Annotated in this window: 9 protein-coding genes; 1 reads left to right on the top strand and 8 read right to left on the bottom strand. The window is 61.3% G+C overall.

Translation table 11 applies throughout. From position 1 onward, the window contains the following. Nucleotides 1-75: 75 nt before the first annotated feature. The 8 genes from gcvH to KQ659_RS21705 form a co-directional block, all read right to left on the bottom strand. Nucleotides 76-456, bottom strand: a complete 381-nt coding sequence (gcvH, locus tag KQ659_RS01365) for a glycine cleavage system protein GcvH (RefSeq protein WP_168671491.1) — start codon at nt 454-456, stop codon at nt 76-78. Nucleotides 457-622: 166 nt separating this feature from the next. Beyond that, the gene (sov, locus tag KQ659_RS01360) at nt 623-8,119 is read right to left on the bottom strand and encodes a T9SS outer membrane translocon Sov/SprA (protein WP_216679141.1); all 7,497 of its coding nucleotides are present in this window, start codon (nt 8,117-8,119) and stop codon (nt 623-625) included. A 227-nt stretch (nt 8,120-8,346) separates the two neighbouring features. Beyond that, entirely contained in the window at nt 8,347-8,952 is a 606-nt protein-coding gene (ruvA, locus tag KQ659_RS01355; protein ID WP_216679142.1) for a Holliday junction branch migration protein RuvA, read from the bottom strand. A 277-nt stretch (nt 8,953-9,229) separates the two neighbouring features. Next, the gene (locus KQ659_RS01350) at nt 9,230-11,500 is read right to left on the bottom strand and encodes an NADP-dependent malic enzyme (protein ID WP_216690787.1); all 2,271 of its coding nucleotides are present in this window, start codon (nt 11,498-11,500) and stop codon (nt 9,230-9,232) included. A 118-nt stretch (nt 11,501-11,618) separates the two neighbouring features. Further along, on the bottom strand, nt 11,619-13,667 hold the full coding sequence (locus KQ659_RS01345; RefSeq protein ID WP_216690412.1) for a LysM peptidoglycan-binding domain-containing protein: 2,049 nt from the start codon (nt 13,665-13,667) through the stop codon (nt 11,619-11,621). A 319-nt stretch (nt 13,668-13,986) separates the two neighbouring features. Continuing rightward, complete coding sequence (gene gatA, locus KQ659_RS01340) at nt 13,987-15,417, bottom strand: Asp-tRNA(Asn)/Glu-tRNA(Gln) amidotransferase subunit GatA (RefSeq protein ID WP_216690413.1); 1,431 nt, start codon at nt 15,415-15,417, stop codon at nt 13,987-13,989. 34 nt (nt 15,418-15,451) lie between these two features. Then, a complete protein-coding gene (locus tag KQ659_RS21710) occupies nt 15,452-15,922 on the bottom strand; it encodes a twin-arginine translocase TatA/TatE family subunit (protein ID WP_216679145.1) in 471 nt (156 codons plus the stop codon). A gap of 49 nt (nt 15,923-15,971) precedes the next feature. After that, nucleotides 15,972-16,385 (bottom strand): Sec-independent protein translocase subunit TatA/TatB, encoded by a 414-nt coding sequence (locus KQ659_RS21705; RefSeq protein ID WP_216690414.1) that lies wholly within the window; start codon nt 16,383-16,385, stop codon nt 15,972-15,974. Nucleotides 16,386-16,655: 270 nt separating this feature from the next. On the opposite strand from KQ659_RS21705, the gene KQ659_RS01325 reads away from it, so the two are divergent. Further along, nucleotides 16,656-17,600 carry a GAF domain-containing DNA-binding protein gene (locus KQ659_RS01325; protein ID WP_216679147.1) on the top strand — a complete coding sequence of 315 codons (945 nt, stop codon included), beginning with the start codon at nt 16,656-16,658 and terminating at the stop codon, nt 17,598-17,600. Nucleotides 17,601-17,758 lie beyond the last annotated feature (158 nt).

Below are 17,758 nucleotides of genomic sequence, written 5' to 3'. Positions count from 1 at the left end.
GGGGTAGCGGGGAGGTTAGCTTGGGTTGGTCGAAATCAGACATCACAACGCACAAGCCAAAGCCGTGCTACTTTTTTAGGCTCCCACCAGCTCGCCGTAGGTTTCGGCGCTGAGCAGCTCGGCCAACTCTTCGGGCTTGGCGATGGAGATTTTCACCATCCAGCCGTCGCCGTAAGGGTCGGAGTTCACGGTTTCGGGGGCGTCGCCCAGCTTGTCGTTTACTTCCAGCACGGTGCCGGTGATGGGGCTGAACAGGTCGGAAACCGTTTTTACGGCCTCTACGGTGCCGAATACTTCGTGCTGGGCTACGTCTTTGTCGAGGGTGTCGATGTCGACATAAACGATGTCGCCCAACTCTTTCTGCGCGTGGTCGGTGATGCCCACGTAGGCAACGTCGCCTTCAACGCGAATCCATTCGTGGTCCTTGGTGTAGTGCAGGGTGGCGGGCAGGTTCATTTTTAAGGAGTTAAGAGTGATGAGTTAGGAGTTAAGAGTTGGCGGGAGTGAGCAACCAACGGCGGCGATTCCTCAAAAGTAGAACCGGCAACCGTAGCCAGAGCTTTTTGCCTGCCATAATTTACCAAACCTCAACTCTTAACGCCTAATTTATCACTCTTAACTTCTACTGCGTCAGGCTGTAGCGCAGCTGAACACCGCCTTCGGAGTTGGAGTTGCGGAAGGCGTTGCTGATGCGTGGCGTGGTGATGGTCTGGCTGTAGTAGAACTGCAGGTTGAGACGGGTATTGAGCAGGTAGTCGACGGTGGGGCGCAGCTGGAAGGTCTTCGAGCCATTGGTAATCTGGCCCTGGGCGCGACCCACGAAGCCTTGGGGGTTGGTGGGGTTGGGGTCGGCCGAGTCGATGATGCTGCGCTGGATGGTGATGTTGTCGCGGATGCTCAGGTCGAGGCGGGCGGTGAGGTTGTTTCTCAGCACGCGCTGCTCGCCGCCCACTTTGAAGGGTAGCTTGAGGCTGTTGGTGGCGTAGCCGAAGCCAATCACAAACTCCTTGGTCGAGAGCTCGGTGACCTGGGCATTGGTAATGTTCAGGGCCACGGTGCGGTTGGTGCGGTACTCGATTCGACCGGTTACCTTGCTCACCGTCTGGAAGTTGACGCCGATGAGCGGAGCCAGCGTTTCCACAATGCTAACCTGGCCCACCACGTAGTAGGGCTGGTACTGATTGCTGGCATTCGGCTTGAAGGGAGTAGTCGGCGGGAGGCCCGGCGAGCCGAAGGTGGGCTCAGCGGAGTAGATGTTGTTGGTGGTGTAGCTACCGATGCTGTAGATAGACGAGTACGCGTGGTTCAGGGTGAACGAGCTGAAATACTGCTTGATAAGCGGCAGCTGGGCGAAGCCGTTGTAGTCGACGCGCCAGTTGGGCAGCGGTATCACGGCGAAGGGGCTGAACTCCTTGGCCTTGTAGCCGTCCGACGAGCGGCCGTGGTAGGCGTCGATGAAGCTCTGCACCAGCACATCCTGCGAGTTGTAGCCGTAGGTGGCGTTGGGGCTTTGGTTGGCCAAGGCCAGCTTGTTGCGCACGAAAAGGCGGTTATCCACAAAACGCTGGAAGGCCTTCGACGTTTCGCCATTGGCGCTGAGGTCGCCAAACAGGGTGTTAATGGTAATGGTCGAGGTCTGGAACGAGCCCGAGCCCAGGGTCTGGGGCACGATGGGCAGGTAATTATCGAACTGGTCCTTCAGTGGCAGCAGGGTCTGCTCGTTGATGGTGTGCCGGTAGTAGGCATCAAGGTTCTTGACTTTCTGCTGGCGCGCATCCACCTGAATGTTGAAGTCGCGGAACGGCTCCAGCGCCGTGCGCAGCGTGAACGACTGCGTGAGCAGCGAACTCAGGGGCGTGTTCAGAAACTCGCTCCGGTCGGTGTACCAGCCGTTAATGCTGGCGCGGTCGTAGAGGGTTTGCAGGCCGGGCTGCTGCCCTAATATGAACGGCACGCCGGGCGCGGTGAAAGTTTCATCGAGGCCAAAGGCCTTGGTTTTGGGCAGGTAGCCGGGCAGCAGCGTGCCATTGGAACGGCTGAAGGTGAAGTTGATGGAGCGGGCCGTCATCAGCGAGCGCAACACGGCTTTCACGAAGCGCAGCTTTTCGCGGGTGGTATCGGCGGCCGGCGCGGCCCGGGTGGCCGCGTTGGCCTCGCCGAAGGCGGACCGCTGAGCCGCCGGCCGGCCCTGGGGCGGCGGCGCGTTGTTGATGATGTTCAGGAATTTGACCTTGTTGTAGAGCTTCACCAGGTCGATTTTACCGTTGGCGCTGATTTCGGCGTTGTTCTGAATCGTGTTGCCGACGTTGATTCGATAGGTCGACGTGTCGGTGGCGCTGGTGGGGTTGTTGAGAGCGCGCTGGCCTTGCACGGCAGCCTGCCAGCCGTAGGTAGCGGCGTAGCGGGTATCGGCGCTCAGCCAGTCGGTGAGGGGAAATTTATCGAGCGGCAGCCGGTAGGTGAGCGCGACCAGCTGGTTGAAATTGACGGTGCGGCCGCCGCGCAGCAGGTTTTGCTGCAGCTGGCTGCGGTTGCGAATGGCCTCGTCACTCACCCCGATGGTGCGGCCGGCTCCTTCGTCAACCACGCCCCGGTTGGTGGCGGTGTAGTCGAATATCAGGCTTTTGGTGAGGTCCCACTTCAGGTCGTAGATGCGGCTGATAAAGAAGGATTTTTGAATAACGGGCGCAATACCGGCCGTAGTGGGTACTTCGCCGGGGTTTAGCACGCGCTGCAGGAACCGCTCGTTGTAGCGCCGGTCGAGGTCGGTGCGGAACGAGAAGCGCGAGGGCAGCGGGGTGAAATTAATTTGCTGGAAAATCTTCAGGTACGGGTTGTCCAGCGCCTTGAAATTGGCCAGCGGCATGTAGTTCTTGGGCGTGGTCTGGTACACGTAGGCCACGGCGGCGGTGTAGGCCTTGGTGTAGTCGCGGTCGGTGCGAATGTCGGAGTGCAGGCGGTCGGTAATCGAGTAGCTCAGGGCCACGTTTTCGATGTCCCAGGGTTTGGGCTTGGCGGGCAGGGCCCCGGGCTTGGGCAGGGCGCGCTCCTTGCGCACGTTCAGCACCGAGATGCTGCGGCTGGTGGTCTGGTCGATGACCTTGTTGCGGTACTCGGCCTGGGCCGAGGTGTTGATGCTACCGTCGGTGTTCTTGAACTTCTGCAGACTTTGCTCCAGCTTGGTATCGGGGTCGAGGGGGTCGTAGAGGGGCGAGCGGCTTTCGCGGCCAATCTGGAGCAGCACCGGCAGGCGCAGGTTCAGCTGCGGGGGCAGGAATTTCTCTACCGCCACGGTCGTGTTCAGGTCGCCACGAAATACGTCGTCCACGGAGCGCTGCTGCACTTTGTCCTGCAAGCCGCCGAAGCCCACGCTGGTGAAGCTGCCCGTGGCCGTCACGTTGGCCACGTCGGCCAGCTTCACGTTGAGGCGGGCGGTGGCGGCATAGCCGGCCTGCTGCTCGAAGTCAAACACCCGGAACTCATCGGCCCACAGGTTCACGGTTTTCTCCGCGATGCTGGGGTCGGTGGGGTTCAGAATACCCAGCATCACGCCCTGCACCGCCGAGAAGTCGGGGTTGCCCAGTACGGTAATGGTTGCGCCGTTGGCCAGCGTTACCGTGAAGGGAATCTGGAGGTTAGGATTAACCTGTTGGTTACGTTTGGCCTTGGCATCGATGAAATCCTGAAACGACACATCAATGCGGTTTTCCACGGGCCACACGCCGGCGGGGCTCTGGTCGCCCACGGCGGTCAGCTTCAGCGGCAGCGAGTACTGGTAGTAGTTCTGGCTGTAGTCGGTGCCGATGCGCAGGAAGGCCTGCACGTCGCCGCTGAGCGTGGTGGGGTCGTCGCTGTCGCCGTGCAGGAACATGCGCAGGCGCTTGTAGCGCAGCATGTTGATGGCAATGTTCTTGTAGGCTGCCTTGGCGAAGCCGTCGCGCAGGTTCACCACGGCCAGGCGTAGGCTCTGCTCGTTTTGCAGGCGCGAGGTGCTGCTGCTGCCGTACTCCTTATCGCGCAGGATGCCGGGCGGCGACACGTAGGGGATTTTATTGCCCTTGGCCACGGCAATGCCGTTTTCTTCAATACTTACCGTCGAGATATTGAAAGCGTCGGCATCGGTGAGGCTGCCGCCCGGAGAAATGCCGCCCTGGCGCGCATCCACGATGGGGTACAGGAAGCGGCGCCACTGGTTGGCCACAAACTGCGGCTGCACCAGGCGCAGCACCACGGGGTCCTGCCAGTTGGTCATGTACATGCGCAGGAAGCGGATGGACTTAAAGCCGAAATCCTTGCCGCCATTGCCCTGCACCTTGTAGCCCTCCCGCACCGGAATCCGAAACAGGTACCAGTTCACGTCCTCGCCGTTGACGTTGTTCTTCACGTTGTCAATGATGTAGTTCGAGCCCACGTTCAGGCTGCCGGGCCGCAGCGACATCTTGTATTCGTAGTAGCGCTCCACGTCCTGCACCACGTTGTCGCGGTTCAGGTCCTCCTTATCGGGAAAGGCAGTGGAGCTGAGCTGGCTGTTCTCGGGCGAGTTGCCGTCGTAGCCGTCGTAGTTCTTGTAGCGGCCCAGGATTTTGGTGTTGTTCTGGTCGTAGCTCGGGTCGAGGTGGTGGCGAAAGTCGTCGCCCGACGGGTCGGGCAGGGTGCCGTACACCGGGGCCACGGTGCCCAGCGCCAGCGGGTAGTTGCTGAAATAATTCCGCTCGTTGTCGTCGCTCAGGCCGTCGAGGCCCACGTCCTGGGCCGTGCGGGCGCCGGGCGCAGCGTTGAAGGCATCGGTCAGAAACTGCTGGCGCGTGACGCGGCCCCACACCGTATTGTTGGTGTTGTCCTGCACGGCCTGCGGGTCGTTGGTCACGGGCAGGCCGTTCTCGAACTCGTGCTGGTTGCCGTCCTTCAGCACATCCTCGCTCACATTACCCAGGTTGATGACGAAGTCGCCACCGGTCACGTTGGCCTTGTCGTTACCATCCTGGTCGGTGATGTTCACGCGGCTGGCCGGGGCATTGGGGTTGGTGCTCTTCAGGAAGGGGTCCATCATCCAGAACTCCAGGTACTCGATGTTGGCGTTATCAAAATCGGTATCGAAGGTGATGGCCCGGCTGATGCCGGCAAACTTGTCTTCGGGCCGCTCGCCGTTGTTGAACGCCTTGCCGTCGGTGCCCACATTCGGATTATAGTTGTAGGGGCCACGCTCGCCGGGGAAGTAGGCCAGGTCGAAGCTATACTCGAAGCCGTTGCCGGTCGAGCCCAGGTCCTTGTTCGGAAACACCTCGTCGCGCTTGATGCCCCGGGTGTAATGGTTCAGCAGGTCGCCGGCCCCAATGTTGCCCGGCACAATGCTGCCGCCGGTATAGTAGCTCTGGTCCACGGTGTACCAGGCCAGCTTGGCGCGCTGGTAGTTGTAGGCCAGCCCGCCCACCGAGCTGTTCTTAATGGGCAGCGGCGTAGAGGCCAGCCGCCAGGCCGGAATAGAAGCCAGCCCGCCCAGCGTATAAGGCGTGCGGGCATTCTCGAAGTCGTCGATGTACGACACGCCGTTTTCGCCGTTGCCCAGCTGCGAGCGGCCCGGCAGCAGCTTGGCAAACTCGCCGCTGAAGGCAATGGTCGAAATCTCCTTCGTCGACACAAAGGGCAGCATGTCGAGGTACTTGGTGAGCACCCGGCTGTCTTTCCGGATGCTGCCATCCAACCCGATGATGGTGTTGTTGCCCGGCTCGTCGCCGATGTTCACGCGGTTGATGCCGGGGGCCTGGTTTTCCAGCAAGTGCAGGGCCGTGCCGCCGATGGTCACGTCCTTGTTCAGGCGGTAGTCGAGGCGCACGCCCAGCAGCTTGCGCGGCTGCACCTGCACCAGGGCATTTTTCTCAAACTCCACCCGCAGTTCATTGGCCGAGTTCAGGTAGGCCGGGTTCAGGATTTTCACCTTGGCCTGGTCGTAGAACACCTGGTAGTCGGTGCCCTCCGTGAGCAGCGTCGAGCCCGAGCGCACCCGCACCGAGCCCTGCGCAATGCCAATGCCGGGCAGGTTAATCTCGTCCGAAGCCGCCCCGCCCTGGAAGCGCCCGCGCAAGAAAAACTTGTCCTTTTCCTGGCGCTGCTGGGCGTCGCTCTGGGTCTGGTTGTACAGTTCGCTGTAAACGTACTTGTCAATCAGGGCCTGCTCGCCCGTAAACCGGCTTTGCAGGAAGGAGCCGAACGGCTGCACGTTCGGGAAGATAATCTTGCCCAGCTCGGGGTCAATGGTAATGCCCGGGAAATAGTCAAAGTTGCCGTCCGGAATCTTGTCGTTGTTGGAGTTAACGTGGTCCAGGTTCAGCACTTCAATCAGCGGCCGGTTGGCTACCTGGGCTCCTTCCTTCAGCGAAATCAGGTCCACGCCCGTCGCGTCGTCCTTGTAGATGATTTGCAGCTGGAAGTTGTCGCGCTGCAGCTGCGAGGCGTTCAGGGGATAGATGTTTTTCATCATCAAATCCCAGGTCGGCGTATTCAGCGTGAGCAGGTTGAGGTTGTTCGGGTTCCGGGTGGGGTCGGCAATACCCACGCCGGGGTTGCTGGCCTTCAGCATCTTGAGGAAGATGACCTGGTCGGGCATCACGTTGTTGTAGTCGCCCGACAGCTCCCCCACCTTGTAGGTTTTGCCGTTGTAGATGTACTCGAAGCTCACGCCCAGCACCTGGTCGGGCAGCAGGGCGGTGTTCAGGCTCAGGTAGCCCAGCTGGGCGTTGAAGGTGTATTCGCGGGCATCGAGCTTGCGGGCCCGCACGCGCTCAAAGTCCACGTTCTTAGTCAGTCCCTGATTTACCTGCAAGAAGTTGTCGACCTGAATGTTATCACGGGTAGCGCCCGGCCCGGTTAGCGTGCCATACTCGCTGTTGGCGGGGTTGTTGGCCGGGGCCTGAATGCTGGGGGTGCCGATGTGGTACTTATCGTACTGGTATAGCCGAAATGGCTCGCCCAGGTCCATCAGCGTCACCACGTTGCGCAGGTTTTCGGTGGTGCGGTTGTCGTTGGTCACGTACACCTCCAGCCGGTTGATGGTAATCTGGCTCTGGATGGTGGGCAGGCTGCGCAGGGCCACATCATAGCGGTCGCGGAAGAACTGGGCCAGGAAAAAGTGCCGGTCCTTCTCGTACTGGCTGGCCTTGATTTCGTACTGCCGGCTCTGCGCGCCGTTCTGAATGCGGACCTCGTCGGCGGTGCCGCGCACGGTGGCGGCCACAGCCGTCACGCCCAGCTTGCCAAACTGCAGTTGGGTCTTGATGCCGAACAGGTTTTGCCCGCCCTGCACCAGCGAGTTGGTGAGCGGCAGGCTCACGTTGCCCAAATCCACCTTGCGGATGATGTCCGTTTCCTCACCCGCGTAGTCGAACTTCATCTGGTTGTCGAAGTCGAACGCGGCCTTGGTGTCGTAGTTGAACACCAGCTTGAGCTTGGTGCCAATGGCCCCCGACAGGTTGACGTTGATGTTCTGCTCAAACAAAAAATCGCCCACGCTCTGCTGGCGCAAAGTCAGGGCCGGGTTTTCGTTGCGGTTGAAGCGCGCCCCAAACTTGAGTGTGACCGAGCCCGCCGGCCGGATGTCGACGTAATTGCCCCCGAAAATGCGGTTGGCAATCGGCCCGAGGTAAATCTTCGGAATCAGGCGCTGCGCCTGGGCCGAGCCGGCGGCGGCGGCCGGCCCCGTAATGCCGCCCTTGGCCTTTTGCCGGTAGTAGTCGCTAATGGCCTGCCGCCGCTGAAATTCCGTGTACTGCTTGTAGCTCAGCACGCTGGGGTCGCGGTAGTCCACCTCCTTGCCCACTTTTTCCTGCACCTCAAACTGCGTCAGGCTGTCGTCGACGGCCACATTAAGCTTCACGGTTTTGGGCAGGGGCAGAATCAGCGGCGACTCGCGGCGGTGCGGCCCGAAGGGGCTGCCCGGGCGGTCGTGCACCCGCACCCGGGGCCGGCGGCTCGGCTTATAGGGCCCCGTGGTATCCACCACCGCCCCGGCAGGCCGGGGAGTATCGGCAGCCAGGACCCGGTTGGCGCGCAGCCACAGGCTGGTCGCGCGCGGGCCGGCAATGGGGGCAGCCTGAGCCCACCACGCCAGCAACGACGCAACCATAACAACCGACGCGGGGAGTAATTTCTGTCCGGATTTCAAGCAGGATAGGTGGATGTAGCTATTGGAGCTGTTAGCCCCTAGCTGTTAGCTGGTAGCCGGTTAGAATCGGCGATAGTCGGTAATCCTTCGGAAACGAATCGAAATTGAGTCAGCCCATAGTCGCCCCAATAGCGAGGTAAGAGCTAGCAGCTAAAAGCTATGCGCTAACAGCTAAAAACCATCCTGACTCAGTGCGACTTCAAAGCAAATTTAATCAATTCCTCCACGCTTAGCTCCCCACCGTGTTTGTGCTGAATCTGGTCCAGCTGTTTCTCGGCAGCGGCCCGCGCAAAGCCCAGGGTTACCAGGGCCTGCAACGCTTCGGCACGGCGCGTATTGTGTTGGCGGGCCAGCGGCACGGTGTCCACGCCGGCTTTGGCCAGCAGCTCGTCTTTGCGCAGCTTGTCTTTTAGCTCCAGAATCACGCGCTGGGCCGTTTTCGGCCCCACGCCCTTGATGCTCTGGATGGCCCGTACATTTTCGCTCACAATGGCTTCGCGGATTTCGCCCACGCTCATGCTGCTCACCATCACGATGCCCGTGCCCGGCCCGATGCCCGACACCGAAATCAGGAGCATGAACAGCACCTTTTCGCTGGGGTCGAGGAAGCCATAGAGCGTCTGCCCGTCTTCCTTGATGTGCTGGTAGGTGTATATTTTGGTGGCCGCGCCCTCAGCCGGCAGCTTGGAGTAGGTGGCCAGCGAAATCCGAACTTCGTAGCCCACGCCGAGAATGTCGACAATGGCAAGGGTGGCGTCTTTGTAAGCGAGTTTACCGTCGAGGTAGGCAATCATAAGCCGGCGAAAGGAAGAGAAGAGAGAGACACAAGTGTTGCTATGGCAACACCAGTTTCCGGTTTTTATCTCCCAAATTTACTGGCTTTTCAGCCAAAAATTTTGGGTCAAATGAAGAAGGTGTGAGCATCCAAATCGAGAGCCCATAAAACGGTCATGCCGAGCGCAGCCGAGGCATCTCGCGTGCAGTACTAAATCCAGCGATTGAGTTACTACCACACGCGAGATGCCTCGGCTGCGCTCAGCATGACGTTCGAGCTGGATTTGGCTGCGGCTTTTACAGCGCTTTGCTACCCGTCTGGGCATCCACTACCGCAATGGCGGCCATGTTCACGATGTCGCGCACGCTGGCCCCGAGCTGCATAATGTGCACCGGCTTGCGCATGCCCATCAGCACCGGTCCGATTACCTCCGTACCACTGATTTCCTGCAACACCTTGTAGGCAATGTTGCCCGACTCTACGTTGGGAAAAATCAGGGTATTAGCGCCTTTTTCGGCCAGCGGCGAGAAGCCGTAATGCTCCTGCAGCAGGGCGGGGCTCAGGGCCACGTTGGCCTGCATCTCGCCGTCGATGAGCAGATCGGGGAAGCGCTGCTTGGCCAGCTCGGTAGCACGGCGAGTCTTTTCGGGCAGCGGCCCGGCGTTCGAGCCGAAGTTGGAATAGCTGATAACCGCCACGCGCGGCACCGCGTCGAAGAAGCGCACGGCGCGGGCCGTGAGGCCAATAATCTCGACCATTTCCTCGGCCGTGGGGTTGATGTTTACCGTGGTATCGGCAAAGAAATACGGGCCTTTCTTGTGCTGAATGATGTACATCGACGACACGCGCTTCACGCCTTGCTCGGTCCCAATGACTTGCAACGAGGGAATAATGCTCTTGCCGTAGTCCTTGGTGAGGCCGGTGATGCAGGCGTCAGCCTCGCCGGTTTCCACCATCATGGCGGCGTAGTAGTTGCGCTCACGCATCAGGCGGCGGCCTTCGTAGAGCGTCATGCCCCGGCGCTGGCGCTTCTGGTACAGAATGCTCGCATACTCGTCGCGCTTGACGTCCTGCTTCAGAATGTTGATGATTTCACACCCTTCGAGGTCGAGGCTGCTTTCGCGGGCAATGGCTTCGATTTTTTCCTGCGGCCCCAGAAGAATGGGTTTGCAGATGCCCTCATCGAGCAGAATCTGCGCGGCTTTCAGGATTTTGTAGTTGTCGGCTTCGGCAAATACCACGCGCTTGGGGTTGGCACGGGCCGCCGAGGTGATGCGGTTCATCAGCTTCTGGTTCACGCCGAGGCGGGCGCGGAGCTGGTCCTCATACGCCAGCCAGTTCTCGATGGGCAGGCGGGCTACGCCGCTTTCCATGGCGGCTTTGGCCACGGCCGGGCTGATGCTGGTAATCAGGCGCGGGTCGAGTGGCTTGGGAATAAGGTAATTACGGCCAAAGGCCAGCGTATTGTCGCCGTAGGCTTTGTTCACGATTTCGGGCACGGGCTCCTTGCTCAGCTCGGCTAGGGCACGCACGGCGGCCAGCTTCATGGCCTCGTTGATTTCGGTAGCGCGCACGTCGAGCGCGCCCCGGAAAATGTAGGGAAAGCCCAGCACGTTGTTCACCTGGTTGGGGTGGTCGGAGCGGCCGGTAGCCATCACGAGGTCGTCGCGGGTGGCCATGGCCAGCTGGTAGCTCACCTCGGGGTCGGGGTTGGCCAGGGCAAACACGATGGGATTGTCGGCCATCAGCAGCAACAGGCCGGCCGGCAGCACGTTGGCCGCCGAAAGGCCGAGGAATACGTCGGCCCCGGTCATGGCTTCCTCCAGCGTGGTCACGGCGCGGCTGGTGGCAAACTGCATCTGAATGGGGTCCAGATTAGTGCGCTGGGCGTTGATGACGCCGTCCTTGTCGAATACCACCACGTTGTCTTTGTTCAGACCCAGCGCCAGATATAGGCGCAGGCACGACACGGCCGCCGCCCCTGCCCCGCTCACCACGAGCTTCACTTCGTCGATTTTCTTGCCCACGATTTCGAGCGCGTTCAGCAGCGCGGCCGAGGTAATGATGGCCGTGCCGTGCTGGTCGTCGTGCATCAGCGGGATGTTCATCTTCTCCCGCAATTCGGTTTCAATACGGAAGCATTCCGGCGCCTTAATGTCCTCCAGGTTGATGCCGCCAAACGTGGGCTCCAGCGACTTCACGATGCGAATAAACTCGTCGGGGTCGGTGGCATCAATCTCAATATCAAAGCAGTCGATGCCCGCAAACTTCTTGAACAACACGCCCTTGCCTTCCATCACCGGCTTGCTGGCCGCCGGGCCAATGTTGCCTAGGCCCAGCACCGCCGTGCCGTTCGAAATCACGGCCACCAGGTTGCCCTTGGCGGTGTATTTGTACACGTCGTCGGGGTTTTCGGCAATGGCTTTGCAGGGCTCGGCCACGCCGGGCGAGTAGGCCAGGGCCAGGTCGAGCTGGGTGCTCATGGGTTTGGTGGGCACCACTTCGAGCTTGCCGGCGGGCTCCTGCGAGTGGTAATTGAGGGCGTCTTGCTTGTTTATTTTCAGCATCGGGAATTCTTCAAACATGAAAACGGCCACGCGGGCAGCGCGGCCGTCTAAGGCGAAATTAGCGCGAAAAGCGCGGCAAGGCTGGGTTTACTTTCTTAACACCTGTTATACAACCCCTTTAGCTCTGCGGCACGAGCAGCTTCTGGCCCAGCTTCACCTCATCGGAAGCCAGGTGGTTGAGCTCGCGCAACACCTGCACGCTCACACCAAAGCGGCGCGAGATGTTGAACAGCGTATCGCCCGGCTGCACCAGATGCACCTGCGAGGCCGGCAGCCGCTTCTCTACGGCCGGGCGCGGCGCGGCCGCTACGGCACTCTTAGCGGGGGCTGAGGCATTTTTCAGCGCCTTGCGCGGTGCGGGTGCATCCTCGGCCGGAGCCTGAAATACCAGCCGCTGGCCAAGTGTTACGGTTTCGCTCTCCAACTCGTTCCAGGCCATTAGCTGCGCCAGGGTCAGGTTATGCTCGCGGGCCAGCTTGGTGAGATTGTCGCCCTTGCGCACGAGGTAAGGACCGAAATTTTCCCTGATTTCTTTGGGCGCAGCGGCCGAAGCAGTCTGCACCGGAGCTTCCGTATCCGTTTCGGCCACGGGCACCACGGATTTGGCTTCGGCACGTTTGGCACTGGCAGCGAGACTGGCAACCTGCGCCTGTCGGCGGGCCGCAATCCGGGCCTGCGCCTCGGCAGCCGCCTGCTGCACGGCCTGCCGCTGCCTGATGGCGGCTAAGTGTACTTCCTGCATTTTTTCCCGCCGGATTACTTCCTGCAGCCGCGCTACTTCGCGGGCATTGGCCTCGGCCTGCTCATGGCGGGCCACCGCTTCCTCATCAGACACGGCTGGGCGCACGCGCACGGCAGGAACCGGCATTGCTACCGGCACGGCCGCGATGGATTCTGCGGACTTGCCGGGGGCCGCAACGGGAATCGGCACGAATACCACCAGCTCACGGCCGGGCTTCAGCGAACGACCTTTGGGCAGCTCATTCCAGCGGCGCAGCTGGCTTTGGCTCACATCAAACCGCTCGGCCAGGCTGGCCAGAGTTTCGCCGCGCCGTACTTTGTGCGGCACCCGCCGGAAGCGGGGCGCGGCTTCCGCGTCATCGGCCCGGGGGCCGGTGGTGGCGGCCAGCAGCGAGCGATTCCCCCACGACTCCACGCCTTCGAGGCGGGGTGGTAGAAAGGCCAGCGGCCGGGGCAGCTCGGTAGCCGGCTGGCAGTAATCGAGCAACGTATTGCGGTCGGCTTCGCCAAAATGCACCGCCGCCGCCGCCGGAAACCGCACCACGTAGGACCGGTAGCCGGCCGGCAGCGCCGCCCGCCGCAGCTCCGGGTTGAAGCGCGTGAGGTACAGCGAGTCATCGTAGCCGCAGGCCTGGCTCAGGCGGCGCAGGTCGAAGGCGCGGCCGCGCAGGCTGAGCGTGTCCATCGGCTCGGCATACTGGTAGCGCAGCGTGGGCGTGCGCAGGCCGTGGGCCTCGGCGTACTTCATGCTATACATGATGGCCGTGAAGGTGGGCACGTAGTTGCGCGTTTCGGCCGGCATGTAGGGGTACAGGTCCCAGAAGGTCTTTTTACCGGTGCGGCGCATCACGCGCTGCACGCTGCCCGCCCCCCAGTTGTAGGCGGCCAGCACCAACTCCCAGTCGTGAAACACACCGTAGAGGTAGCGCAGGTGCTTGCAGGCAGCCTCCGTGGCCTTCTCAGGGGCCATGCGCTCGTCAATCCACTCGTCGCGCTTTAGGCGCAGGTCGCCGGCCGTGGGCCCCATAAACTGCCAAAGACCAGTAGCGCCCACCGGCGACTTTGCCGTAGGTATCAGGGCCGATTCCACCACGGCCAGGTATTTCAGGTCGAGGGGCAGGTTATACTGCGCCAGGTATTTCTCGAAAAGTGGAAAGTAGAGGTTTTCGCGCTCCAGCACGCGCTGCATGTAGCTGCGGTTGCGGGCCGTGAAGAGCGTGACGTAGGCCATCACCGCATTATTGAACTGGTGCGGGGCATCGGTTTCAATGCAGCCCACCCGGTCGCCCACCAAGTCGCGCACGGTGGGCGGGGTGCGCAGCCACTCCAGCCGGGCCGAGTCGACGGGCGGTACCGGCACGGCCACCAACGAGTCGGGCTGCAATTCCAGGCGCACCCGCATGGTATCATCCAACAGGGCTGGCATTGTGGAAATTACCCGGCCCGTCGAATCGCGCTGCGTCCCCCGTTGGGCTTTGGCAACCGTACCCTGCAACAACAGAAAAGGCAGCGCCAGTCCCAGCCAAAGGGGGCGGGAACGGGAGGTTTTTACGTGCTTAATCCCTTGCTTCATAGCACTAAGATAGGCCATAGGTAAAGAACTTGTAGAGATGCCAACAAAAAAATCCTGATACGTAGCCAGGCCCTTCGGGGATGACCTTTCAACAAAAATGCCCCGGCCAGCAGGCCGGGGCATTCGTGGGGGCCAGCGGGCAATACGCCGACTGACTACTGAATAACAAGCGTTAAGCTACCACTTCCTCGGTGAGGGTGCCGGCAAAAGCCAGCAGCTCGGCCTCGCGGAAGGAGCCGGCCATTACCTGCAGGCCAATGGGCAGGCCGGCGGCGTCCTCCCCTACCGGCACCGAAATGGCGGGCACACCGGCCAGCGAGGCCTGCACCGTGAAAATATCGGCCAAGTACATCGAAACCGGGTCCAGCTTCTCGCCGATTTTGAAGGCCGTGGTGGGCGTGGTGGGAAGCACCAGGAAATCGTACTGGCGTAGCAGCTCGTCGGTTTTGTCCTTAATGAGGCGACGAACACGCTGAGCCTTTGTGTAGTAAGCGTCGTAGTAGTTAGCGCTGAGCACGAATGTGCCGAGCAGGATGCGGCGCTGCACTTCGGCCCCGAAGCCCTGGGCGCGGCTCTTTTTATAGAGCGATTCCAGGTCCGTGGCATCCGGGGCGCGGTAGCCGTACCTCACGCCATCGAAGCGGCCCAGGTTGGAGCTGGCTTCGGCGGTGGTGAGGATGTAGTAGGTCGGAATCATGAAATCGAGGTAGGGGAAATCCACCGCCTCTACTACGTGGCCCTGGCCGCGCAGCAGGTCCAGCTGGGTTTCCATCGCCGCCTTTATTTCGGGGTTCAGGCCCGGGCTGTTCACGGCATCGGCGATGTAGCCGATGCGGTAGTGCGCGGCGGGCGTGAGCTGCTGGCTGTAAGCGGGCACCTCGCGCTGGCTGGCGGTGCTGTCCATGCCATCGGCTCCGGCCATTACTTCGGTCAGCAGCGCGGCATCAGCCACCGAGCGGGTGATGGGCCCAATCTGGTCGAACGACGACGCAAAGGCCACCAGGCCGTAGCGCGAAATGCGCGAATAAGTGGGCTTAAAACCCACCACGCCGCAGAACGCAGCCGGCTGGCGCACCGAGCCGCCCGTATCGGAGCCAATCGAGGCCAGGCACATATCAGCCTGCACCGCCACAGCCGAGCCGCCCGACGAGCCACCGGGCACCCGGCTGGGGTCCAAGGCATTACGGACCGGGCCGAAGTACGAGGTTTCGTTCGAGCCGCCCATGGCAAACTCGTCGCAGTTCTGGCGGCCGATGATGATGGCATCGGCATCGAGCAAGCGCTGTACGGCCGTGCCGGTAAACAGCGACTTGAAGCCGTCCAGCATCAGGCTGCTGCTTTGCAGCGAGTGGCCGGCATAGGCCAGCACGTCCTTGATGCCGAGGACCATACCGGCCAATGGCCCGGCTGTGCCGGCAGCTAACCTGGCATCCACGGCATCGGCCTGGGCGCGGGCCTCGTCGGGCCACACTTCCAGGAAGGCGTTGAGGGTGGGGTTCTGGCGCTCGATGTTGCCCAGGTAATACTCAACGAGCTGGCGGCAGGACATAGTGCCCGCCGTCAGCTCGCTACGAACTTCGGATAAAGACTGAAAACGCTTCAAACTATTTGCAGATTTTAGGTGACCGATTCAGGAATTAAGCGTCGGGGTTGGCGGGGATGTAGGGCTGCCGGGGCTGGGTGCCTTCGGGGGCCATGTTGGGCGGCAGCGCGGGGGCTACGTAGGGCGCATCGGCCGTGGGGTAGCTGGTGGGCTCGGGGTGAGCGGTGGTAACGGCTGCCGCAGCAGGCGTAGCCCAAGGATCGAAGCCGGAGCCGGCTTCCGCCACCGGGGCCGGGGCCTGCGGCAGCGGCGTGGGGTACTGCTGCTGAGGGGGGTAGTTGGGGTTGGGCTGCTGGTTGTAGTTGGGCTGACCGGGCTGGCCGGCCTGCTCAAATTCGCGGCGGATTTCCGTGCTGGCGTCCTTGAACTCGCGGATGCCCTTGCCCAGGCCCCGGGCCAGCTCCGGAATCTTATTGGCCCCAAAGAAAATGAGGATAACAACCATTATCAGCATCAGCTCCGAGCCGCCGATATCGCCTAGAAATAGAATGAGGGGGGTTTGCATGATTTTTAACTACGTGTTAAACTAGATAAATATAGAAACGAGCAGTGGCTTAGCCGAGCTGCTGGTTGGGGTCATTGGGGTTGTAGGCCGGCGGGGCGGGCTGCTGGTAGCCCGGCTGGCCCGGCTGCGCATACGTGTTGTGCTGCGGCTGCTGGGGGTAGCCTTGCTGGGGGTAGCCCTGAGCGGGAGGTGCCTGCTGGGGGTAGCCCTGCTGCGGGTAGCCCTGAGCGGGAGGGCCCTGTTGGGGGTATTGCTGCTGGTAGGGAGGAGCCGGCTGGTCGCGGTACTGCGGCTGCTGGTCTTCGGGCTTGGTGCTGGCGTCCTTGAACTCGCGCACGCCCTGGCCCATGCCTTTGAACAGCTCCGGAATACGCTTGGCACCAAATAACAGAATAACAACGAATAGAATAAGGAGCATTTCGGTGGTCCCGAAGCTACCAATCAGAAACAAGGAATGAAGCATAGAAAAGGGGGGCACTTGGGCCCAGTAAAGGGTGAGAAAAGAAGATATACGCAGCCGAACGCCTTTTGGAGTATCAAAGATACCCAATAGAGCTGTTTAGATGACGAAGGACACCTTCGGCGGAGGATTTGCCGGGGTTGAACGGGCTATAATTACGGTTGGCCGACATCACAGCATCTAACTTGTCATCGCCAACTAGCTTTGTTATTCCATAAACCAGTCTTTCTCATTGCGAAGGAGTTAGGCTGTGCTTCCTTAACCCAATCCGTTGTGAAATCATCCAAGACCACGAATTTTGCTGCTGTTCCGTTGCGGCAGGTCAACGAGCCCGAGCGTCTGGAAACGCTGCATAGCTATAACATTCTCGATACCGACCCGGAGCAGGTTTTTAATGATTTGGCGCAGCTATCGGCGTTTATCTGCGGCACGCCCATGTCGCTGGTTTCTTTGATTGATACCGAGCGGCAATGGTTTAAAGCCCGCGTGGGTCTCGACATGCAGCAAACGCCCCGCGAGCATGCCTTTTGCCAGTATGCCATGCGGGCCCCCGGTGTGTACGAAGTAGCCGATGCGGCCCTCGACCCCCGGTTTGCCGACAACCCGCTGGTGACGGGCAATCCCAAAATCCGCTTCTACGCCGGCGCGCCCCTGCTCTCGCCCGATGGCCAGCCCCTGGGCACGCTGTGCGCCCTCGATACCGTACCCCGCCAGCTCACCGCCGACCAGCGCGAGGCCCTGCGCGTGCTGGCCCGCCAGGTAATGGCCCACCTGGAGCTGCGTCGCGTGCGCGCCCAGCTCGAAGACGAGCGCCAGAAGCTGGACGGCATGCTGCGCATGGCCAACAGCACCGGCGATTCGCTGTTCAGCAACGGCCGCGCCGAAATCTTTGTGAAGCAGGACCAGCGCCTGGTGCGCGTGACCACCGCCGAGTTGCAGTACGTGGAGGCCCTTGGCGACTACGTGAACCTGCACACCACCCGCGAGCGGCTCACGGTGTACGGCACCATGAAGGATTTCGAAGCCAAGCTGCCCGGCCGTGATTTCGCCCGCATTCACCGCAAATACATTGTGCGGCTCGACCGTATTGTGGCCATCGAGGCCGATGCGGCGCTGCTCGACGGCAGCTCGGCCAACGGCCCTGTCCGCACGCCCATGCGCGTACCCATTGGCAGCTCCTACAAAGCCGGGCTGCTCAATCGGCTCACGCTGGTTTAGGCCCGGCCAGCTGCTGCAATTGCTCCAGACCCGACAAAGCTGACGTTCGCCGCGTCAATGGCTCCTTTCACCGAGTTACCCGGGTAACAGGCCGCTCAGCCCACCATCTTTGCTATGGTTATCGGTTGCGGCAGGCTAATAGCCCCTGCGGCCGACAG

The organism is Hymenobacter siberiensis, assembly GCF_018967865.2.
GTDB lineage: Bacteria > Bacteroidota > Bacteroidia > Cytophagales > Hymenobacteraceae > Hymenobacter > Hymenobacter siberiensis.
The sequence above is the reverse complement of the archived record's forward strand: the minus strand, read 5'-3'. Positions and strand labels throughout refer to the sequence as shown.